Source organism: Geodermatophilus sp. SYSU D00684 (assembly GCF_054050455.1).
The window spans coordinates 1-20,553 of sequence record NZ_JBJGZI010000042.1 but is presented as its reverse complement, the minus strand read 5'-3'; the positions used below and the strand labels follow the sequence as shown (position 1 = coordinate 20,553).

Sequence of the window (20,553 nt, the reverse complement as noted above, 5' to 3'; positions counted from 1 at the left end):
TCGGGCACTAGCCTGGGTGTCCGCAGGTCGCGGCACCTCGAAGACCCGGGTGGCCGCGACCGGTTCCCGCGAGGTGCCCGTGTCCCAGGACGCCGCCCGTTCGCTCCCCCTGGCCGACGAGCTGTCGGTCGTCTCCGCCCGCGTGGCCGGCCTGCTGCTGTCCGAGGAGACCGTCGCCACGGCGCTGGGCCTGGTCGGCTCCCTGATCCTGCAGACGGTCCCGGCGGCCACCGGCGCGGGCGTCTCGATCGTCGACCGCACCGGGCGGCGCTCGTCGGGCTCCACCGACCCGCTGGTCGAGCGGGCCGACGCGCTGCAGTACGAGCTCGACGAGGGTCCGTGCCTGGCCGCGGCCGCCGGGCGGGTGCTCGTGCGGGCCGACGACCTGCGCGCCGAGCCCCGGTGGCCGCACTGGGCCCCCGCGGCGGTCGGGCTCGGCCTGCTGTCCACGGTGAGCGTGCCGCTGGTGGCCGGGGACCGGACGCTGGGGGCCCTCAAGGTCTACGGCGCCAGGCCCGGCGTCTTCACCGACCACGACGCGCAGGTGCTCACCCTGTCCGCCGCGCAGGCCGCCCTGCTGGTCAGCCACGTCACGGCCCGGGAGCGGGCCCGCCGGGCCAGCGACGACCTGAGGAGGGCCGTGTCGACGCGCGACGTCGTCAGCACCGCCAAGGGGGTGCTCATGGCCCGGCACGGGGTCGGCGAGGAGACCGCGCTGGCCATGCTGCTGTCCCGCTCGGGAGGGGACGCCGGCACGCTGCGGCAGGCGGCCCGGACGGTGGTCGACTCGGCCGTCCGCCGGCTCCGGTGATGGTGGCGGAGGGCGTCCCCGACGGGGGCCGGCGCGCCGTGCTGGTGGCCGCGCTCCGGCACGCCGAGCTGACCCTCGAGCAGCTCTGGCTGCGGTACTTCGAGCTCGGGGGCAACGCCGACCTGTTCGACGTCGAGGCCCACCTGGACGGGCTGGCGCAGCTGCCCGACCTGGACGGCGACCTGCTGGCGGTCGCGGTCAACGAGCGGCTCGACGAGCTGTCCGCGGCCCGCCGGGTGCCCTACTCCCGGCCGCTGCGGCCGCCGCGGCCCACCACCGGGCCGCTGGCGGCGCTGCTGCAGCTGCTCGAGGCCGCCCGCTCCACCCCGCCGGACCGGCTGGCGCTGCTCGCCGCGGGGGCCGGCCGCGTCCTCGGCGTCGACGTCACCGTGCACGTCGTCGACCACGAGCAGCGCCGGCTGGTGCCGCTGTCCGGCGACCGCCGGCCGGCGGGTGAGCCGATCGCCGTGGACGGCACCCTGCCCGGCCGCGTCTTCCAGTCCGGGCAGCCGCTGCCGTCGGAGGCCGGGGGGCTGCCGCGCCTGTGGGTGCCGCTGCTCGACGGCGCCGACCGGGTCGGCGTCCTGGAGGTGCGGGTGGAGGCCGCCCGGGACCTCGAGGACCCCGGCCTGCGCGAGCAGTGCTGGTGGCTGGCCTCGATGGTCGGCCACCTGATCACCTCGATGGGCGTCTACGGCGACGGGCTCGAGTGCACCCGGCGCAGCCGGCCGCGGACGCCGTCGGCCGAGCTGGTCTGGCAGCAGCTGCCCCCGCTGACCGCCGCGACCGACGCCTTCGTCGTCGCCGGCCTGCTGGAACCCAGCGCCACCGTCGGCGGGGACGCCTTCGACTACGCGCTCGCCGAGGACGAGGTGTGGCTGACCGTGCTCGACGCCATGGGGCACGGCCTCGGGGCGGGGCTGATGAGCGCCGCGACGCTCGCCACCGCCCGCAGCGCGCGGCGGGACGGGCGCGGCCTGCACGACCAGGTCCGCGCGGTGGACGAGGTGGTCGCCACGACGTTCACGGGCAGCGCCTTCGTCACCGGGGTCCTCGCCCAGCTGGACGTGACCTCGGGCAGGCTGCGCTACGTCCGCGCCGGGCACCCGCCGCCGCTGCTGCTGCGGCACGGGCGGGTGGTCAAGGAGCTCAGCGCGGGCGGGCGGGTGCCCTTCGGCCTCGGGACGCCGGCGTTCGAGGTGGCCGAGGAGGTGCTCGAGCCCGGGGACTCGCTGGTGCTCTACACCGACGGCGTCACCGAGGCGCGCGACGCCGCCGGGCGGTGGTTCGGCGAGCAGCGGCTGGTGGAGTTCCTGACCCGGGCGGCGGCGGCCGGGCACCCGCCGCCGGAGACGGTGCGCCGGCTGGTGCGCGCGGTCCTCGACCACCAGGGCGGGGTGCTGCAGGACGACGCCAGCATCCTCATCGCCTCGTGGACCACCCGCTGACCGGTCGCACCCCCGCGGCCGGCCGGCGGTGCAGGGGCCGTCACACGACCGCAACGCCCAGCGGCCACCATGGACCGGTGACCTCCTCCCCCGACGCCCCGGCGCTCGCCCCCGGCCTCGCGAACGGCCCGGAGCAGGACGCGGGCCCCGCGCCGCTGGCCGGGTACACCGTGGCGGTCACCGCCGCGCGGCGGCGGGAGGAGCTCGGCGCGCTGCTCGACCGCCGCGGTGCCCGCGTGGTCTACGCCCCGGCGATCCGGATCGTGCCGCTGGCCGACGACGCCGAGCTGGTCGCCGCCACCGAGGCGGTGCTCGCCGCGCCGGTGGACCTGGTGGTCGCGACGACGGGCGTGGGGTTCCGCGGGTGGCTGGAGGCCGCCGACGCGTGGGACCTGCCGCTGGTCGAGCACCTGCGCGGCGCCCGGGTGCTCGCCCGCGGCCCCAAGGCGCGCGGCGCCATCCGGGGCGGCGGGCTGGTCGACGCGTGGTCGCCGGCGTCGGAGTCCTCGGCCGAGGTGCTCGAGCACCTGCTGTCCGGCGCGGAGGGCCCGCTGCGGGGGCGGCGGGTCGCCGTCCAGCTGCACGGCGACCCGCTGCCGGACTTCGTCGACGCGCTGCGCGCCACCGGCGCCGAGGTGCTGACCGTGCCGGTGTACCGGTGGGTGCTGCCCGAGGACGTCGGGCCGCTGCGCCGGCTGGTGACGACGGTGGTGGCCCGCGGGGTCGACGCCGTGACGTTCACCAGCGCGCCGGCCGCGGCCAGCCTGCTGTCGGTGGCCACCGAGCTCGGCCGGCGGGACGAGCTGGTCGCCGCGCTGACCGGCGGGGTGCTGCCGGTCGCCGTCGGGCCGGTCACCGCCGGCCCGCTGACCGCCGCCGGGATCCCGACGCTGCAGCCCGAGCGCTCCCGGCTGGGCGCGCTGGCCCGCGAGGTCGTCGCCCGGCTGCCCGAGCGGGACCCGGTGCTGCGGGTCGGGGACGCCGCGCTGCAGGTGCGCGGGCACGCCGCCGTCCTCGACGGCCGCCTGGTCGAGCTGCCGCCGGGGCCGATGGCGGTGCTGCGGGCGCTGGCCGCCCGTCCCGGCGCCGTCGTCGCCAAGCCGGACCTGGTGCGCGGGCTGCCCGGCAGCGGGGACGGGCACGCCGTGGAGATGGCGGTGACCCGGCTGCGCGCCGCGCTCGGGCCGGGCGTCGTGGAGACCGTCGTCAAGCGCGGCTACCGCCTGGCGGTGTAGGCCCCCGTGTACGTCCGCGGACGTGCACGGGGACCGCGCTCACACCCCGGCCGCGGGGGCGGTCGGCCGCAGGTAGACCGCCCAGGTGACCGCCACGCAGACCGCGTAGAAGGCGATGAACACGAGGTAGGCGGCGTCGCCGCTGCCGGTGGTGAGGAACGACTGGCGGAAGGCCAGGTTCACCAGCACGCCGCCGAAGGCGCCGACGGCGCCGGCGATGCCGATCAGCGCCCCGGACGTCCGCAGCGCCTGCCGGTCGGCGGCGGCGGGGTCGGCGCCGGCGGCCACCCGCTGCCGCGCCTGCGTCCTGGAGATCGCCGGGATCATCTTGTAGGTCGAGCCGTTGCCGACGCCGCTGAGCACGAACAGCAGCACGAACCCGACGACGAACAGCGGCAGCGACCCCACCTGGCTCGCGGTGAACACCACCGCGGCGCCGCCCGCCATCGCGACGAAGGTCCAGAAGGTGATGCGCGCGCCGCCGAACCGGTCGGCCAGCGAGCCGCCGAGCGGGCGGACCAGGCTGCCGAGCAGCGGGCCCAGCCAGGTCAGGGACGCGGCCGCCAGCGGGGTGGCGAAGTCCGCGCCGAACTGGTTCTGCAGGACCTGCCCGAAGGCGAACCCGAAGCCGATGAACGAGCCGAACGTGCCGATGTAGAGGAAGGACATGACGTACGTGTGCGGCTCGCGGGCCGCCTCGCGCATGGCCCGCGGCTGGTTGCGCGCGGTCGTCAGGTTGTCCATGAGCAGGGCCGCGCCGACGGCGGCGACGACGATCAGCGGGACGTAGACGAGCAGCACGATCCGCGGGTGCTCGACGCCGGCCGTGGCGAGCACGAGCAGGCCGACGAGCTGGATCACCGGGACGCCGAGGTTGCCGCCGCCGGCGTTGAGGCCCAGCGCCCAGCCCTTGAGCCGGTCGGGGTAGAAGGCGTTGATGTTGGCCATGGAGCTGGCGAAGTTGCCGCCGCCGACGCCGGCGAGGCAGGAGACGACCAGCAGCGTCGTGTAGGAGACGCCGGGCTCGAGGACGACGGCGGTGGCGACGGTCGGGACCAGCAGCAGGGCGGCGCTGACGATCGTCCAGTTGCGGCCGCCGAACGTGGCGACGGCGAAGGTGTAGGGCAGCCGGACGGCGGCGCCGAGCGCGGTCGGCAGCGTGGTGAGCAGGAACTTGCCGGCCGGGTCGATGCCGAACACCGGCTCGGGCAGGAACAGCACCACGACCGACCACAGGCTCCAGACCGAGAAGCCGACGTGCTCGGAGAACACCGAGAAGAACAGGTTGCGGCGGGCGACCCGCTTCCCGGTGGTCTCCCAGAACTGCGGGTCCTCGGGGCGCCAGTCGTCGATCCAGCGCCCGCCGCGCGGCGGGCTCGGCGGCGCGGGAGCGGTGGGTGGCGCGGTGCGCGTGGGGGCGGCCATGGACCGGAAGCGTCGCGGGCCGCGGTTTCCCCGCCGTCGCCGTCGGGCTGACCGTGTGTTCCGTTGTGCTCACCGGCCCTGCCCCGCTGTGGTGAGGGTCCGGCCGCCGGGCCGACACGGGGCGCCCGGCTCGGCCATGATCGACGGCGTGGCGGAGTACACGGAGGCGGCACCGGGACGCGCGCTCGTGGAGTCCGGGGAACTGGTCGCCGGGACGATGGCGCGCACGGCCGCGGGGCTGGTGTTCGACGACGGCTCGGCGAAGGTGCGCCTGGACGGCGGGCTGGCCGCGTGGCTGCGGCGCACCGCGACCGCGGCCGACGCCGACCCGCCCGCGCCGGTGTCCTCCCGCGCCCGCTGCCGCGCCGGCGCCGCGCTGGCCTTCGCCGCCGAGCTGTCGGTGACCCGCGCCGCCCAGGGCCGCTCGGTCCGCAGCGACGGCTTCCTCACCCCCGGTCCCGGCGACCGCGCGCCCGCCGACGAGGTGGCCGAGGCCGTCGTGCTCGCCGCCCGCGCGGTCACCGAGGAGTGGCGGGTGCGCCACCTCGGCTACCTGCTCGCCGAGGCCGCCGTCTCCCCCGACCTCGACGCGCCCGTCGTGTTCCGCGGGCTGCGGCTGGCCACGGAGCTCACCGGCCGGCAGTGGGTGCTGCTGGCCGCGGTCGGACGGCGCGAGCGCACCCCGCTGCCGATGGCGCCGGTGCCGCAGGACCCGCGCGGCTGGACGGCCTGGGGCGCGCTCGAGGACCTCACCGACCTGCAGCGCCGCGGCCTGCTGGACCCGCCGCCCGCGACCCCGCGTCCCGGCGGCGCGGCGCTCCCCCGGCTGCGCCCGGCCGACCTGCGGCTGACCCGCCGCGGCGTGCTCGTGCACCGGCTGCTCGCGCTGGACTTCGTGCGCGACACGACGACCGCCGCCGCCCTCGCCGAGCTGGTCTGACCCCGCCCGCGGATCGTGATGGTCCCGTGACCCACGGCTGTGGGTCCCCCGCCGGTCCCGCCGCGTGGAGAGGGTGACGGCGGACCGCGGGAGGGCACGGGTGGGACAACAGGGCGTCGGGGACACGTCCTCCGAGGACACGTTCCTCGAGGCCGTCCGGGCGCTGCCGTGGACCGACAGCCCGGGCGACCACGCCCCCGACTCCCCGCGCGAGGCCCGCCGCGTCGTGTACGCCGGGGACGCCGCCGGCCGGCGGTGGGTGCTGGTCGCCGGCGAGGACCCGGCGATGGCCGCGAACCGGCCCGCCGACCCCGCCGACCCCACGGCCGCCGGCACCCTGGCCGCCGTCTGGTTCACCGGCCCGGAGGGCGCGCCCCCGGAGCAGCTGCGGCGGGCCGGGTCGATGTCGGGGCTCGGCGCGGGGCGGCCGGTGGCGCTGTCGGACGCGAGCACCGGCGCCCTGCTCGTGGTCGCCGCGCCGGGGGACGTCGTCGAGGTGTCCCGCCGTCCGGAGGTGGCCGCCGACGGCACGGTGGACCGCGACTTCGTCCCGGTCGACGCGCCCGACGGCGTCGCGGCGCTGGTGCTGGGCCCGGCGGCCGGCTCCTACGACGAGGCGCTGCGCTACCGGGTGGTCCGCGCCGGCGCGACGGTCGTGACCGCGATGCCGCTGGGCTGGCGGCCGGAGGACTCGGCGCCGCCGGGCCCGGCGCTCGCCGCGGCGGGCACGGACCCCGTCCTGGCCGGGGCGGTCGACCACGTCCTCGCCGTCACGGGGCTGCGGCCGGACGAGGCCACCTTCGACGTCGTCTGGTCCGGGAGCCTCCCGGGCGCGAACGGTCCGGGGACGCTGCGGCTGCTCGCCGCGACGCTGCCCTCGGGCGCGGTCTACCTGGAGGCGACGCTCACCGCGAGCGCGGGGACCGGTGCCGCCGCGAGCACCTGGTGCGCCACCGACCTCCTGCCGGCCGGCGCCCCGGTGACCGGGCGCGGGTTCCTGCTGCGGTGCCCGGAGGCCGACGGCGCGGGTGCTGGTCGGCCCGCCGGGTGCGGCGACCGCGCGGGTGGACGGCGCGGACGTGCCGCTGCGGGACCGGGTCGCCGCCGTGCCGGGCGACGCCGCCGAGGTCCTGGTCCTCGCCGCCGACGGCACGGTCCTGGCACCGGCCGAGGAGCTGGGCCTCGACGGCCTCGAGCGGCTCGCCGCGACCCACGGCTGGGACTGACGTGAGCACCGAGCCCGCCTCCGTCGTCGCCGCCCGGCAGCCGGCCGAGGAGGCGCGGGTGCTCGGGCCGGTGCGCCGCCGGCCGCGGCGGCCGGTGCCGTTGCCCGCCGGACGGGTCCTGCTCGCGGCGGGGCTGGCGGCCGGCTGCGCGGCCGGCTCCGGCGGCCCGGGCGAGGTCGCCTGCCCGGCGATCGGGTGGGTCAACGCGGTGCGGGTGGAGCTCACCGGCGACTGGCCGGGGCCGGCGCCGGCGTCGGTGCGGGTCGTGTGCGAGCCCTCGTGCGGGCAGGTCGTCCGCCCTGACCGGGACCCCGAGCAGCGGCGCGAGGTCACCGCGCCGCTGACCGGGACGACGGCCGGCGTGCCGACGGACATGCAGACGCCGGACGCCGCGACCGTCACCGTGCTCGCGGCCGACGCCCGTGCGCTCGCCGAGGTCGACGCCGACCTGGACTGGGTGCGGGTCGGCGGCAGCGAGGAGTGCGGCGGGCCGATGGCGGCCACCGTCGTCGTCCCGGCGCCCTGAGCGGTCAGGCCGAGCCGGCGTGGGCGGCGGGCGTCGTCGCCGGCATCCGGCGGAAGTGCCGGGTCAGGTGCGCCTGGTCGTGCACGGACCGCGGAACGCCGTCGACGAGGTCACCAGGGGCGCCCGCATGCGCCCCTGCGGGCATCCTCGCCGGGATGGAGGAGTCGCCGCGCGTCCCCGTCACCCCCGAGCACTGCGGGGACGTCCCCCGGCCCTTCTTCCACGGGACGCGGGCGACGCCGGCGGTCGGCGACGAACTGGTCCCCGGCCGCGGCTCCGACTTCCAGGGCGGCCGGGTGATGGACCACGTGTACTTCACGGCGCTGGTCGACACCGCCGCCTGGGGAGCGGAGCTGGCGACGGCGCCGGCCGGGGACCGGCACCGGGGACACGTCTACGTCGTGGAGCCGCTGGGTCCCTTCGAGGACGACCCGAACGTGACCGACAGGTGGTTCCCCGGCAACCCCACGCGGTCCTACCGGACCCGCTCCCCGCTGCGCGTCGTCGGCGAGGTGGCGGACTGGGAGGGGCACGCCCCGGAGGTGGTGGAGGGGATGCCCGCCTCCCTGGCGCGGCTGCGCGAGCAGGGCCCCGACGTCATCGAGGACTAGGGGGGACGCGACGCGGTGCCACCCGCCGGCCGGCGAGTGTGCACCCACCGGGCGCACCCACACGGCGTGGGCCCCGGTGACCGCACACTCACCACGTCAGCAGTCCGGGGTCCCGTCTCACGCGGCGACGGCAGCCGCGCGGCCGTGCGTCTCCGCGGACGTGCACGGTGCATGTCCGCGGAGATGCACCGGGTCAGACGTCGACGACGAGCATCCCGTCCACCTCGCGGACCGGGTACACGCGCACCGGGCCGACGTCGCCGCCGGTCGGGGCGCCGTCGGACCACCGGAACCCGTACAGGTGCAGCGGGCAGACGAGCACGTCCGGGTCGGTCTGCCCGTCGGCGAGCGGGCCGCCGGCGTGCGGGCAGGCGGCCTGGGTGGCGTGCAGCGACCCGTCGCGCAGCCGGAAGACGGCGACCTGCGCCTCCCCGGCGACGAACGCCCGCCCCTCCCCCGGCGGCACGTCCCCGGCCCGGCCGACCGCGTACGCCCGGACGCCGGCCGGAGCGGCCGGCCGGGTGTCGACGACGCTCACCGGACCGGCACCTGCGGCAGCGCGACCAGCGGCAGCGCGGGCCGGAACTGCCCCGGCGTGGCCGGCTCGGGACCGTCCTGCCCCCACGGGTCGGTGTAGGCGTCGACCGAGCGCTGCAGGCCCGCGTCGAGGTCGGCGCAGATCCCGTCGGCGTCGTCGACCACCACCGCGCGGACCCGCTCGAGCCCGACCCGCGGCACGAAGTCGTAGGTCCGCTCCAGCCAGTTGGCGTGCTCCCGGTAGTACTGCACGAACCGGCCGACCAGCGTCATCACCGCCTCCGGGGAGTCGACGGTGGCCAGCAGGTCGCCCTTGCGCACCGTGGCCCCGGCCGCGCCGCCGACGTACACCTCCCAGCGACCGCTGCCGACCGCGACGACGCCGACGTCCTTCACGTACGCCTCGGCGCAGTTCCGCGGGCACCCGACGACGGCCATCTTGATCTTCGCGGGGCTCTCGATGCCCTGCAGCCGGGTCTCCAGGTCGATGCCCAGCTGCGTCGAGTCCCCGAGGCCGAACCGGCAGAAGTCGCTGCCCACGCAGGTCTTCACCGTGCGCATGCTCTTGCCGTAGGCATAGCCCGAGGGCATGCCGAGGTCGGCCCACACCGCGGGCAGGTCCTCCTTGCGGACGCCGAGCAGGTCGATCCGCTGCCCGCCGGTCACCTTGACCATCGGCACCTCGTACTTCTCGGCGACGTCGGCGATGCGGCGCAGCTGGGCCGGCGTCGTCACCCCGCCCTTCATCTGCGGGACGACGGAGAACGTGCCGTCGCGCTGGATGTTGGCGTGCACCCGGTCGTTGACGAACTCGGCGTCCTTCTCGCGGACGAACCCGGTGCCCCACACCGTCTTGAGCAGCGAGGTCAGGCCCATCTTCGAGCGGGCGTCCTCCTTGCCGCCGGGCGCGAGCGCCGCGAACACGGCGGAGACGCTGCGCAGGTCCCGCTCCCGGATCGCGGCCACGAGGTCGGGCTTGGCCAGCGGGACGCCCGGCACGTAGTACGAGGCGGCCGGGTCCTCGGCGACGTCGCCGTCGGCGGCCCACTCCACGACCTGCCTCACCAGCGCCTTGCAGGACCCGCAGCCCTTGCCGGCGCGGGTGCGGTCCATGACCGCGCCGACGCTGCCGCAGCCGTCGGCGACCGCCCCGCAGATCGCGCCCTTGGTCACGCCGTTGCAGTTGCAGACCTGGGAGTCGGCGGGCATGTCCGCGACGCCGACCTCCTCCTGCCCGTCGGACAGGTCGACCAGCAGGCGGATGCGCTCCTCGGGCAGCGCGCTGCCGCGGTCGAACGCCTGGGTGAGGTAGGCGACCTTGCGGGTGTCGCCGAGCAGCGTGGCGCCGACCAGCCGGTCGTCCCGGACGACGACGGACAGGTGCACGCCGCGCCGCGGCTCGGAGATGACGAGGAACTCGTCGGAGTCCCGCTCGGGGATGCTCACGCCCATCGTGGCGACGTCCACCCCGGCGACCTTGAGCTTGGTCGCCGTCCGGCTGCCGTGGTACTCGGCGTCCGGGTCGGTTCCGGTGAGCACGTCGGCGAGCACCCTCGCGTGCTCCCAGGCGGGGGCGACCAGGCCGTAGACCGAGCCGCGGTGCTGCGCGCACTCGCCGATGGCGTACACGTCGGGGTCGTCGGTGCGCAGCTGGTCGTCGACGACGACGCCGCGCTCCACCTCCAGGCCCGAGCGGACGGCGACGTCGGTGTGCGGGCGGACGCCGGCGGCGACGACGAGCAGGTCGCAGTCGATCCGCCGCCCGTCCGCCAGCAGGACGCCCTCGACGGCGTCGTCGCCGAGCACCTCGGTGGCCAGCACGTCGAGGTGGACGGCGATGCCGAGCGACGCGACGCTGCGCTCGAGGACGGCGCCGGCCTCCCGGGAGAGCTGGGCGTTCATCAGCCACGGCATCGCGTGCACCAGGTCGACCTCGAGGCCGTGGCCCTGCAGCGCGCGGGCGGCCTCCAGCCCGAGCAGCCCTCCGCCCATGACCACCGCCTTCCGGCAGCGGCCGGTGGCGGCGAGCATCGCGCGGGTCTCGTCGATGGTGCGGAAGCCGTACACGCCGGGCAGCAGGCTGCCGTCGTCGCGCCGGACGCCGGTCATCGGCGGGACGAAGCTGTAGCTGCCGGTGGCCAGCACGAGGTGGTCGTAGGCGGCGGTGGTCCCGTCGGCGGCGTAGACGACCTTGGCGGCGGTGTCGACCCGCTCCACCCGGGCGCCGGCGCGCAGCGTGACGCCGTTGTCGGCGTACCAGTCGTGGCTGTTGAGGACGATGTCGTCCTCGGACGTCTCCCCGGCCAGGACCGGGCTGAGCAGGATCCGGTTGTAGTTGCCGTGCGGCTCGTCGCCGAACACGGTGATCCGGAACTGCTCGCCGCCGCCGCGCTCGAGCACCTCCTCGACGAACCGGGCGCCGGCCATGCCGTTGCCGACGACGACCAGCCGCGGACGGGGGTCGAGGTCGTCGTCCAGCGCGAGCGTGGTCAGCCCCTCGGGGCGGCCGCCGAGCACTCCCGTCATCACACCTCCACCAGGCCCAGGTCGACGACCAGCTCGCCGGTGACGCCCTCGGGCGCGGCGGCGTGCAGCTCGACGACGCAGCCGCCGGGCAGGTCCTCGACCACCCGCAGCGGCACGTGCACGTCGCCTCGGGCGCCGATCGGGAACCAGCGCATCGGCTCGCCGTCGCGCAGCAGCAGCACGTAGACCAGCTCCGGGGTGGAGTTGCCGCCGCGGAAGTACAGCGCCTGGGCGGTGGCGCCGGCGGGCACCTGGTAGCGCAGCGCCGGGTCGACCGGGCCCGGCTTGGCCAGGCCCTCCCCGGTCAGCGGGAAGACGCCTTGCAGGAATCTCGGGGTGCTCTTCACGCCGGGGGTCCTCCTCCGGGTCGGGGGCCGTGGTGCGGGTGGGACGGGGCGGGTGTGCGGCCGCGGCGTGGGCTGGCTCGCGGCGTCGAGGGGGGGCGGCCGCTCGGCCGGGCCGCCGACGCGGGTGACGGCGACCGCGCAGGCCTTGAAGGCGGGCATCCGGCTGACCGGGTCGAGCGCGGGGTCGGTGAGCGCGTTGGCGCTGGACCCGCCGCCCCAGTGGAAGGGCACGAAGACGGTGTCCGTGCGGATGGCGTCGGTGACCGCGGCGGTGAACCGGGCGCGGCCGCGGCGGGTGGCCAGCTCGACGACGTCGTCGTGCGCGATCCCCAGCCGGCGGGCGAGGTCGGGGTGCAGCTCCGCCCGCGGGACGGGGGCCACCAGCTGCAGGCTGCGCGTCCGGCGGGTCTGGGTGCCCGACTGGTAGTGGGCGAGCACCCGGCCGGTGGTGAGCACGTAGGGGTAGTCGGCGTCGGGCTGCTCGCGCGCGCCGGTGTGGTGCACCGGCACGAACCGGGCGCGGCCGTCGGGGGTGGCGAACCGCTCGGTGAACAGCCGCGGGGTGCCGGGGTGGCCCGGCTCGTCGTCCGGGGTGGCGGGGCACGGCCAGAACACGCCCTGCTCGGCGTCGATGCGGTCGTAGGTGATGCCCGAGTAGTCGGCCGCTCCCCCGGCGCTGGCCCGGCCGAGCTCGGCGAAGACGGTCTCCGGGTCGGCGGAGAAGCCGCGCGCGCCGAGTCGGTCCGCCAGCTCGGCGAGCAGGGCCAGGTCGTCGCGGACGCCGTCGGGCGGGTCCAGCGCGCGCCGGCGGCGGATCACCCGGCCTTCGAGGTTGGTCACCGTCCCGGACTCCTCGGCCCACATGGCGCTGGGCAGGACGACGTCGGCCAGCGCCGCGGTCTCGGAGAGGAAGAAGTCGCTGACGGCGAGGAAGTCCAGGTCGCCGAGCCGGCTGACCACCCGGCGGGCGTCGGGCGCGGAGACGGCGACGTTGGAGGCGAGCACGAGCAGGGTGCGCACCCCGCCGTCGGTGCCGAGCGCGTCGAGCAGCTCGAAGGCGCTGCGCCCGGGCACCGGCAGGTCGTCGGGGTCGACGCCCCAGACGGCGGCGACGTGCGCGCGGTCGGCCGGGTCGGCGAGCCTGCGGTAGCCGGGCAGCTGGTCGGCCTTCTGCCCGTGCTCGCGGCCGCCCTGCCCGTTGCCCTGGCCGGTGAGGGTGCCCCAGCCGCTGCCGGGCCGGCCGGGCAGCCCGAGGGCGAGCGCCAGGTTGAGCCACGCGGTCGCGGTGTCGGTGCCCGCGCTGTGCTGCTCGGCGCCGCGCGCGGTGAGGACCATCGCGCGCTCCGCCCGGGCGAGCGCGGACACGGTGCGCCGCTGCTGCTCCACCGGGACGCCGGTGAGCCGCTCGACGCGGTCGGGCCAGTAGCTGCGCACCGCGGCACGCACGGCGTCGAAGCCGGTGGTGCGCGCGGCCACGTACGCCTCGTCGACCAGCCCCTCGGCGATCGCGACGTGCAGCAGCCCGTTGGCCAGCGCCAGGTCGGTGCCGGGCAGCGGCTGCAGGTGCAGCCCGGCGCTGCGGGCGGTCGCCGTCCGGCGGGGGTCGACGACGACGTGCAGCGCGCCGCGCTCCCGGCCGGCGTCCAGGTGCTGCATCGCCGGCGGCATGGTGTCGGCGGGGTTGCTGCCCACCAGCACCACGACGTCGGCGCCGGCGACGTCGGCCAGCGGGAACGGCAGCCCGCGGTCGAGGCCGAACGCGCGGGTGGCCGCGGCGACCGCCGAGGACATGCAGAAGCGGCCGTTGTAGTCGATGGCGCTGGTGCGCAGCGCGACCCGGGCGAACTTGCCGAACTGGTAGGCCTGCTCGTTGGTCAGCGACCCGCCGCCGAAGCAGCCGACGGCGTCGCGGCCGTGCCGGGCCTGGGTGCGCCCGATCGCGGCGACGACCCGGTCGAGCGCCTCGTCCCAGGTCGACTCGACCAGCGGGCTGGTGCGGTCGCCGGGCACCGCGCGGACCAGCGGGCGGGTCAGCCGCTCGGGGTGGTCGAGCAGCTCGGCCGCCGACCAGCCCTTGCTGCACAGCCCGCCCCGGTTGGTCGGGAAGTCGAGGGGTACGAGCGTCGCGGGACGGTCGCCGGCGGTGACCGCCGTGCCGCACTGCAGCGAGCAGTAGGGACAGTGCGTCGCGGTGGTCCGCGTGCGGGGGCCGGCCGGTGCGGCGGCGCCGGACGGGAGGGTTGCGGACACGGCTCCGAGCGTCGGGTGCGGCGGTTTCCCCGCGGCCACGACGACGTCAAGGCTGCGTTCCGGAGATCTCACGGGCGGGAACGGGGTCCGGTGTGGCGACGGTGGTATGCAGGGTCCGACGAGGAACCGGGAGGTGAACGTGGCGCGGACCGACGACACCATCCCGATGCACCGTCCCGACCCCGACTCGCCGGAGGCCCGTGGCGGCGCGGCGGCCGTTCTCCCCGCCGGCCCCCCCGGCACCGGGCGGGCCCCCCTTGACCGCCGCCGCATCCTGGGCGCGGCCGTCGAGTTCATCGACCGGCACGGTCTGGCCGCCCTCACGATGCGGCGGCTCGGCGCCTTCCTCGGGGTGGAGGCCATGGCGCTCTACCGGTACGTGCCCGGACGCGAGCAGCTGCTCGACGGCGTCGTCGAGACCGTCATCGACGAGCTGTACGGCGATCCCGACGTGCACATGCGCGCCGCCGGCGGGTGGCAGGACTTCCTGCAGCGGCTGGCCCACGGCGTCCGGCGGATCGCCCTCGCGCACCCCGAGGTCTTCCCCCTGGTGGCCACCCGGCCGCCGGAGGCCCCCTGGGTCCGCCCGCCGCTGCGGAGCCTGCGCTGGGTCGAGTCCTTCCTCACCGCGATGACCGACAGCGGCTTCGGCGCCGAGGCGGCGGTCGCCGCGTACCGCGCCTACTCGAGCTTCCTGCTCGGGCACCTGCTGCTCGAGGTGTCGCAGAAGGGCGTGCAGATCAGCCCCGAGGACGCACCGGGGGGCGTCCCCGGCACCGGCACCGACCTCTCGCAGTACCCGCTCGTCACCGAACTGGAGGAGCTGCTGTCGCGGGACGAGTCGGCCGCCGAGTTCGAGGAGGCCCTCGAGAACCTGCTCGGCCGCCTGGAGTCCCTCCGGCGGGAGGGGCGCGTCCCCGGGGAGTGAGCCGGAGGGGGTTTACGTCGTAAACGACGGGGCACCCCGGGAGTGGCCAGCTGACCCCCGGCACTCCGCCGCGTGAGGGAGCCGGCCGATCCCCCACCCCCTTCCGCGAGGAGCGCACGTGATCGACGACCGGCAGATCAGCGACGTCATCGGCAGCACCGCCGTCGGCCCCGACGGCAAGCACGGCAGCGTCGGCGAGGTCTTCCTCGACGACGAGACCGGCCGTCCCGAGTGGGCGACCGTCCGCACCGGCCTGTTCGGCACCAAGGAGGCCTTCGTCCCCCTGGCCGACGCCACGGTCTCCGGCGGCGAGCTGCGCGTCCCCTACGACAAGGCGAAGGTCAAGGGCGCCCCGCACGTCGACGTCTCCGCCGGCCACCTGTCGCCGCAGGAGGAGCAGGAGCTCTACCGCTACTACGGCCTGGGCACCTCGGGCACCACGACCGGTCAGGCGATGACGACCGGGACGACGACCGGTGGCCGTGCCGACCTCAGCGGCCGGGAGGGCGTCGTCGGCCGCGACACCTCGGGCCCGACGACCGACAACGCCATGACCCGCTCCGAGGAGCACCTCACCGTGGGCACCCAGCGCGTCGAGGCCGGCCGGGCGCGGCTGCGGAAGTACGTCGTCACGGAGAACGTGAGCCAGACCGTCCCCGTCTCCCACGAGGAGGTCCGGGTCGAGCGCGAGCCCATCACCGACGCCACCATCGGCAACGCGATGGACGGGCCGGCCATCTCCGAGGAGGAGCACGAGGTCGTCCTGCACGCCGACCGCCCCGTGGTGTCCAAGGAGGCCACGCCGGTCGAGCGCGTCCGCCTCGACACCCGGACGGTGACCGAGCAGCAGCAGGTCACCGAGCAGGTGCGCAAGGAGCAGATCGAGGTCGACGGCGACGTCGACCCGACGACCCGTCGCCGCTGACCCCACCGCGGACCGGCCGGCCCGTCGGCCGGTCCGCACCCGCACTCCCCGATCCCCTCAGGAAGGCACCATGAGCTCCTCTCTCGGCGGCGACGCCACCTCCGGCTCGGTCGGTGCGTCGGCCACCCGCGGCAAGGCCCGTGACGCCGTCGACGCGCAGCACGAGCGCTTCGGCGGCATCACGTGGGGAGCGGCCTCCTTCGGCTGGCTGTCCGCCAACGGTCTGGCCGTGATCCTGCTGGCCCTGCTGTCCGCCGCCGGCGTCGCCTTCGGCCTGACCCAGGCGTCCAGCGCCGGCCAGGCCGCCGACCAGGCCACTGCACAGGCCGACACCATCGGCGTCATCGGCGGCATCACGCTGCTGGTCGTGCTGTTCCTGGCCTACCTCGCCGGCGGCTACGTCGCCGGGCGCATGGCCCGCTTCGACGGGGTCCGGCAGGGCATCGCCGTGTGGGTGATCGGCCTGCTGGTCGTCGTCGTCCTCGCTGTCCTCGGCGCGGTGCTCGGCTCGGAGTACGACGTGCTCTCGCAGCTGAACCTGCCCAGCATCCCGATCAGCGGGGACACGCTGACCACCGCCGGGATCGTCGCCGGCATCGCCGCGCTCCTGGTCACGCTGCTCGGCGCGATCCTGGGCGGCAAGCTCGGTACCCGCTACCACCGCAAGGTCGACCGCGCCGGCTTCCACGTGTGAGTCCGACACACGCCCCGTGGGGCCGGTCCCGTCCCGGGGCCCGCCCCACGGTCGTGTCCGGGCCGTGCGCGCGCCGTGGTGTCATGGCTGACATGAGCGAACCCGGGCCGACGGTCCACGTCGGCGTCCCGGTGGTCCGGGCGGCCGAGCCGCGCGACGTGCCGCGGATCGCCGCCACCCTCACCGTGGCGCTGGCCGAGTCGCGGTGGGTGCGCTGGGCGCTGCCGCTCGACGGGCGCACGCAGCGGCTCACCCGGCTGGCCGAGCTCGACGCCGGGCACCGCGGGGTCGCCACCGGCACCACCTGGGTCAGCGAGGACGTCGACGCCGTCGCCTCCTGGGAGGCCCCCGCCGGGGCCGCGACGACGGTGCCGGCCGACGTCCGCGCGGCGCTGGAGCGGGAGGTGCCGCGGCTGCACGCCGACCGCGCCGAGGCCGTCGCCCGCACCGAGGCCGAGCTCGCCGCCGCGCTGCCCGAGGGCCCGCACTGGCGGCTGCGCGCGCTGGCCACCCGGCCGCGCTCGCGCCGTCGCGGCCTCGGCGGCGCGGTGCTCGCGCCGGTGCTGGCCCGCTGTGACGCCGACGGCGTGCCCGCCGCGCTGGTCGCCCCCGCCTGGGCGGTGGTGCGCTTCGCCCGCGGGCTGGGCTTCGAGGTGACGACGGCGACCCGCTCGGCCGACGGGCAGCTGCCGCTGTGGGTGGCCGTCCGGCCGCCGGGCGTGCCGATGCCGGAGCTGTAGGAGCGCTACTCCCAGCTGCCGCGGCGGCGCTTGAGCTCGCCGCGCCGCTTCTTCTCCGCGATCCGCCGCTCCTGCGAGCCGCGGGTCGGCTTCGTGCGCCGGCGCGGCGGGGGCGGCGCGGCCAGGGCGGCGCGCAGCACCGCGGCCAGCCGCTCGCGCGCGGCGGCCCGGTTGCGCAGCTGCTGGCGGTGCTCGCTCGCCGCGATGGTCAGGACGCCGTCGACCAGCCGCGGGCCCAGCCGCTCGGCCAGCCGCTGCCGCTGCGCGTCGGTCAGCCCGCGCAGCTCCAGCGGCGCGACCGACAGCTCGACGCGGGAGTCGGCGGTGTTGACGCCCTGCCCGCCGGGCCCCGAGGACCGCGAGAAGCGCCAGCCCAGCGCCGCGGCGGGGACGACGAGGGAGCCGGTGACCGGGAGGTCGCCGCTGGTGTCGTCGCTGCCGGGCACCCGCCCAGTCTCACCGACGCGCCTCGCCACCGCGGTCACGGCCCCGCGGTGGGGACACGCCGAGGACGCCCGGCGGGTCGGCCCGCGAGGTCCGTGCTCGCGGAGGTCAGGCCGGGACCGGGGGGGGACGAGCGCGCCCAGCAGCCGGCGCACCACGTCGACGTCGCCGTCGACGCGCAGGTCCCCGGCGGCCAGGGCGTCGTCGAGGGACCGGCGGCCGAAGGCGACCGGGCGGAGCACCGCCGGCGCGCCGGCCAGGACGGCGTCGGGAGCGCCGGCCGTGCCCCGGACGGCCGACAGCCGGCCGTCGGCGACGGTGAGCGCGACCCGGTCGGGCGCCGCGGGGTCGTCGACCGCGAGCTCCACCGTCGCCGACCAGCCGGCCAGCCGGGCGGGGTCGGCGACGGTGCGCAGCGCGAGCACGAACGCGTCGGTGCCGAGGTCCCCGGCCGCGGTCTGCACCGTGCGCGAGCCCCACCGGCCGAGCGCGAGCAGCACGTCCTCGAGCTCGCGCCCGCGGGGGGTGAGGGCGTAGACCCGCCCGCCGACCGGCGGCCCGGCCACCGGTCGCGTGACGACCCCGGCCGCCTCCAGGTCCCGCAGCCGCTGGCTCAGCACGGTCGGGCTGCTGCCGGGCAGCCCGCGCGCCAGGTCGGTGTAGCGCTTCGGACCGAGCAGCAGCTCGCGGACGACGAGCAGCGCCCACCGCTCCCCCACGACGTCGAGGGCGCGGGCGACCCCGCACGGGTCGTCGTAGCTGCGGCGGTCCGGCACGCGGTCGAGGCTACCCCTTGCGATATGTCCGACGTAGTCGCTACTACTGAATCCGTAGCGAACCACCCGAGGAGGAGCCGTGGGCACGATCAGCATCGTCGAGAACGTCAGCCTGGACGGCGTCGTGCAGGCGCCGGCCGCACCGGACGAGGACACCCGCGGCGGGTTCACCCACGGCGGCTGGTTCGCGCCCTATCCCGACGGCGTCCTCGGCGAGGCCATGGGCCGCGGCATGGCGGGCGAGGGCGCCGTGCTGCTCGGCCGGCGCACCTTCGAGTCGCTGCAGGCCGCGTGGGCGGGCACCACCGACAACCCGTTCGGCCCGGTGCTCGACGCGAAGCGGAAGTACGTCGTCACCCGGGACCCGGGCTACGCGCCGACGTGGGCGAACACCACGGTCCTCGCCGGTGACGCCGCCGCGACCGTCGCCGAGCTCAAGGCGACCGTCGACACCGACCTCACCGTGCTCGGCAGCCCCGACCTGCTGGCCACCCTGCTCCCGGCCGGCCTGGTCGACGACGCGTGGCTCGCCGTCGCGCCGGTCGCCCTGGGCAGCGGCCGCACCCTGTTCCCGGCCGGGGCGCACCTGCGCTGGGAGCTGGTCGAGTCGGTGCCGACGACGACCGGCGTCGTCCTGTCCCACTACCGCCTCGCGCGCTGAGTCCTTCCCCGCCGGCGGGGGCCGTGGTGCGCTGGCCGGCGTGCCACCCACGCTCTACGAGTGGGCCGGCGGTGCCCCGGCCTTCCGGCGCCTGATCGGCGCGTTCTACGACCGGGTCGAGCAGGACGACCTGCTCGGCCCGCTGTTCCCCGGCGGCGTGTCCGAGGCGCACCGCGCGCACGTCACCGCCTGGTGGTGCGAGGTGTTCGGCGGCCCGGCGCTCTACACCGAGCAGCTCGGCGGCTACGAGCGGATGCTCGCCCACCACCGCGGGCTGCGGCTGGTGCCCGAGCAGCGGTTCCGGTTCGCCACGCTGATGAGCCGCGCCGCCGACGACGCCGGCCTGCCCGACGACCCCGAGTTCCGCGCGGCCTTCGTCGGCTACGTCGAGTGGGGCACCCGCCTGGCGCTGGCCAACTCGCAGGACGGCGCCGCCGTCGTCGAGCACGCCCCGGTGCCGCGGTGGGGCTGGGGCGTGGCGCCGCCGTACCGGCCCTCCTGAGGAGGATGGGGCGGTGACCTCCCTGCCCGCCGCGCTCGCCGCCGGCCCGGTCCTGCTCGACGGCGGCCTGTCCACCGAGCTCGAGGCCCGCGGGCACGACGTCGCGTCGGTGCTGTGGTCCGCGCGGCTGCTGCGCGACGACCCGGGCGCCGTCGTCGCCGCGCACGCCGCCTTCGCGGCCGCCGGGGCGCAGGTGGCGACGACGGCGAGCTACCAGGCGACCGTCGAGGGGTTCGCCGCGGTGGGCGTGGACCGGGACGAGGCGCTGGCGCTGGTCGCCCGCTCGGTGGCGCTGGCCCGGGAGGGGGCGCCGGGCGCGTGGGTGGCCGGGTCGGTCGGGCCGTACGGCGCCGCGCTGGCCGACGGCTCGGAGTACACCGGCGCGTACGCGGCCGAGGTCGGCGTCGACCGGCTGCGCGCCTTCCACTGGCCGCGGATGGCCGCGCTCGCCGACGCCGGCGCCGACGTGCTGGCCTGCGAGACGCTGCCGGCCGCCGCCGAGGTGGAGGCGGTGCTGGCCGAGGCGACGACGCTCGGCGTGCCGGTGTGGCTGTCGCTGACCACCGTCGTCGGCGCCGACGGCGTGGCGCGCACCCGCCGCGGCGAGCGCGCGGCGGAGGTGTTCGCGCTGGCGCGCGGCGTGCCCGAGGTGGTCGCCGTCGGCGTCAACTGCACCGACCCGGCCGGGGTGCTCCCGGCGCTGGCGGCCGCCGCGACCGCGGGGGTGCCGCTGGTCGCCTACCCGAACAGCGGCGAGGGGTGGGACGCCGCGGGCCGGCGCTGGACGGGCACCGGCGGCATCGACCCCGGCGACGCCGCGGCGTGGGTGGCCGCCGGCGCGCGGCTGGTCGGCGGCTGCTGCCGGGTGCGCCCGGCCGACGTCGCCGCGCTGGCCCGCACGATCAGCTGACCTGATCGTGGCGCCGGGGGGCGGGGCCCCCCCCCCCGGCCCCGCCCCCCCCCCCCGCGCCTCCCCCCCCCCCCCCGCGCGCCGGCGGGTG

19 protein-coding genes are annotated in these 20,553 nt (G+C 77.2%); 14 read left to right on the top strand and 5 right to left on the bottom strand.

The window, feature by feature from the left end; translation table 11 throughout:
* Positions 1-16 precede the first annotated feature (16 nt).
* The 3 genes from ACI79L_RS22620 to ACI79L_RS22610 all read left to right on the top strand — a co-directional run bounded on the left by ACI79L_RS22620 (position 17) and on the right by ACI79L_RS22610 (position 3,494).
* Positions 17-811 (top strand): GAF domain-containing protein, encoded by a 795-nt coding sequence (locus tag ACI79L_RS22620; protein WP_456938954.1) that lies wholly within the window; start codon positions 17-19, stop codon positions 809-811.
* On the top strand, positions 811-2,259 hold the full coding sequence (locus ACI79L_RS22615; RefSeq protein WP_456938953.1) for a PP2C family protein-serine/threonine phosphatase: 1,449 nt from the start codon (positions 811-813) through the stop codon (positions 2,257-2,259). Before ACI79L_RS22620 ends, ACI79L_RS22615 begins: the two co-directional genes overlap by 1 nt.
* A gap of 77 nt (positions 2,260-2,336) precedes the next feature.
* Positions 2,337-3,494: a uroporphyrinogen-III synthase gene (locus tag ACI79L_RS22610; RefSeq protein ID WP_456938952.1), complete on the top strand. Its 1,158-nt coding sequence runs from the start codon at positions 2,337-2,339 to the stop codon at positions 3,492-3,494.
* A 39-nt stretch (positions 3,495-3,533) separates the two neighbouring features.
* Here ACI79L_RS22610 and ACI79L_RS22605 read toward each other — a convergent pair whose 3' ends face one another.
* Positions 3,534-4,919 carry a nitrate/nitrite transporter gene (locus ACI79L_RS22605; RefSeq protein ID WP_456938951.1) on the bottom strand — a complete coding sequence of 462 codons (1,386 nt, stop codon included), beginning with the start codon at positions 4,917-4,919 and terminating at the stop codon, positions 3,534-3,536.
* A 148-nt stretch (positions 4,920-5,067) separates the two neighbouring features.
* Between ACI79L_RS22605 and ACI79L_RS22600 the strand changes: the two genes are divergently transcribed.
* From ACI79L_RS22600 to arr, 4 genes are all read left to right on the top strand, one after another.
* Positions 5,068-5,859 carry a hypothetical protein gene (locus ACI79L_RS22600; RefSeq protein ID WP_456938950.1) on the top strand — a complete coding sequence of 264 codons (792 nt, stop codon included), beginning with the start codon at positions 5,068-5,070 and terminating at the stop codon, positions 5,857-5,859.
* 100 nt (positions 5,860-5,959) lie between these two features.
* The gene (locus ACI79L_RS22595; protein WP_456938949.1) at positions 5,960-7,090 is read left to right on the top strand and encodes a hypothetical protein; all 1,131 of its coding nucleotides are present in this window, start codon (positions 5,960-5,962) and stop codon (positions 7,088-7,090) included.
* Complete coding sequence (locus tag ACI79L_RS22590) at positions 7,087-7,611, top strand: hypothetical protein (RefSeq protein ID WP_456938948.1); 525 nt, start codon at positions 7,087-7,089, stop codon at positions 7,609-7,611. The genes ACI79L_RS22595 and ACI79L_RS22590 overlap by 4 nt, the downstream gene beginning before the upstream one ends.
* A 155-nt stretch (positions 7,612-7,766) precedes the next feature.
* Positions 7,767-8,222, top strand: coding sequence for an NAD(+)--rifampin ADP-ribosyltransferase (gene arr, locus ACI79L_RS22585; protein ID WP_456938947.1), 456 nt, complete (start codon positions 7,767-7,769; stop codon positions 8,220-8,222).
* A gap of 193 nt (positions 8,223-8,415) precedes the next feature.
* Here the strand turns inward: arr and ACI79L_RS22580 are convergent, their stop codons facing one another.
* From ACI79L_RS22580 to ACI79L_RS22570, 3 genes are read right to left on the bottom strand one after another with little or no spacing between them, the layout of a single operon-like run.
* Positions 8,416-8,760: a Rieske (2Fe-2S) protein gene (locus tag ACI79L_RS22580; RefSeq protein ID WP_456938946.1), complete on the bottom strand. Its 345-nt coding sequence runs from the start codon at positions 8,758-8,760 to the stop codon at positions 8,416-8,418.
* Positions 8,757-11,285: a nitrite reductase large subunit NirB gene (gene nirB, locus ACI79L_RS22575; RefSeq protein ID WP_456938945.1), complete on the bottom strand. Its 2,529-nt coding sequence runs from the start codon at positions 11,283-11,285 to the stop codon at positions 8,757-8,759. Before nirB ends, ACI79L_RS22580 begins: the two co-directional genes overlap by 4 nt.
* Positions 11,285-13,882, bottom strand: a complete 2,598-nt coding sequence (locus tag ACI79L_RS22570) for a molybdopterin oxidoreductase family protein (protein ID WP_456938944.1) — start codon at positions 13,880-13,882, stop codon at positions 11,285-11,287. The genes nirB and ACI79L_RS22570 overlap by 1 nt, the downstream gene beginning before the upstream one ends.
* A gap of 139 nt (positions 13,883-14,021) precedes the next feature.
* Here ACI79L_RS22570 and ACI79L_RS22565 point away from each other — a divergent pair, with 139 nt between their 5' ends.
* The 4 genes from ACI79L_RS22565 to ACI79L_RS22550 all read left to right on the top strand — a co-directional run bounded on the left by ACI79L_RS22565 (position 14,022) and on the right by ACI79L_RS22550 (position 17,169).
* Positions 14,022-14,810 carry a TetR/AcrR family transcriptional regulator C-terminal domain-containing protein gene (locus tag ACI79L_RS22565; RefSeq protein ID WP_456938943.1) on the top strand — a complete coding sequence of 263 codons (789 nt, stop codon included), beginning with the start codon at positions 14,022-14,024 and terminating at the stop codon, positions 14,808-14,810.
* A gap of 118 nt (positions 14,811-14,928) precedes the next feature.
* The gene (locus ACI79L_RS22560; RefSeq protein ID WP_456938942.1) at positions 14,929-15,735 is read left to right on the top strand and encodes a DUF2382 domain-containing protein; all 807 of its coding nucleotides are present in this window, start codon (positions 14,929-14,931) and stop codon (positions 15,733-15,735) included.
* A 70-nt stretch (positions 15,736-15,805) separates the two neighbouring features.
* Positions 15,806-16,429, top strand: coding sequence for a hypothetical protein (locus ACI79L_RS22555; protein ID WP_456938941.1), 624 nt, complete (start codon positions 15,806-15,808; stop codon positions 16,427-16,429).
* Between the two features lie 92 nt (positions 16,430-16,521).
* The gene (locus ACI79L_RS22550) at positions 16,522-17,169 is read left to right on the top strand and encodes an N-acetyltransferase (RefSeq protein WP_456938940.1); all 648 of its coding nucleotides are present in this window, start codon (positions 16,522-16,524) and stop codon (positions 17,167-17,169) included.
* 5 nt (positions 17,170-17,174) lie between these two features.
* Here ACI79L_RS22550 and arfB read toward each other — a convergent pair whose 3' ends face one another.
* The gene (arfB, locus tag ACI79L_RS22545) at positions 17,175-18,389 is read right to left on the bottom strand and encodes an alternative ribosome rescue aminoacyl-tRNA hydrolase ArfB (protein WP_456938939.1); all 1,215 of its coding nucleotides are present in this window, start codon (positions 18,387-18,389) and stop codon (positions 17,175-17,177) included.
* Between the two features lie 79 nt (positions 18,390-18,468).
* Here arfB and ACI79L_RS22540 point away from each other — a divergent pair, with 79 nt between their 5' ends.
* The 3 genes from ACI79L_RS22540 to mmuM are packed head-to-tail and all read left to right on the top strand — an operon-like array spanning position 18,469 to position 20,462.
* Positions 18,469-19,050, top strand: coding sequence for a dihydrofolate reductase family protein (locus ACI79L_RS22540; RefSeq protein ID WP_456938938.1), 582 nt, complete (start codon positions 18,469-18,471; stop codon positions 19,048-19,050).
* Positions 19,051-19,090: 40 nt separating this feature from the next.
* Positions 19,091-19,552 (top strand): group II truncated hemoglobin, encoded by a 462-nt coding sequence (locus ACI79L_RS22535; RefSeq protein ID WP_456938937.1) that lies wholly within the window; start codon positions 19,091-19,093, stop codon positions 19,550-19,552.
* Between the two features lie 13 nt (positions 19,553-19,565).
* Entirely contained in the window at positions 19,566-20,462 is an 897-nt protein-coding gene (gene mmuM / locus ACI79L_RS22530; RefSeq protein WP_456938936.1) for a homocysteine S-methyltransferase, read from the top strand.
* The last annotated feature ends 91 nt before the right edge of the window (positions 20,463-20,553 follow it).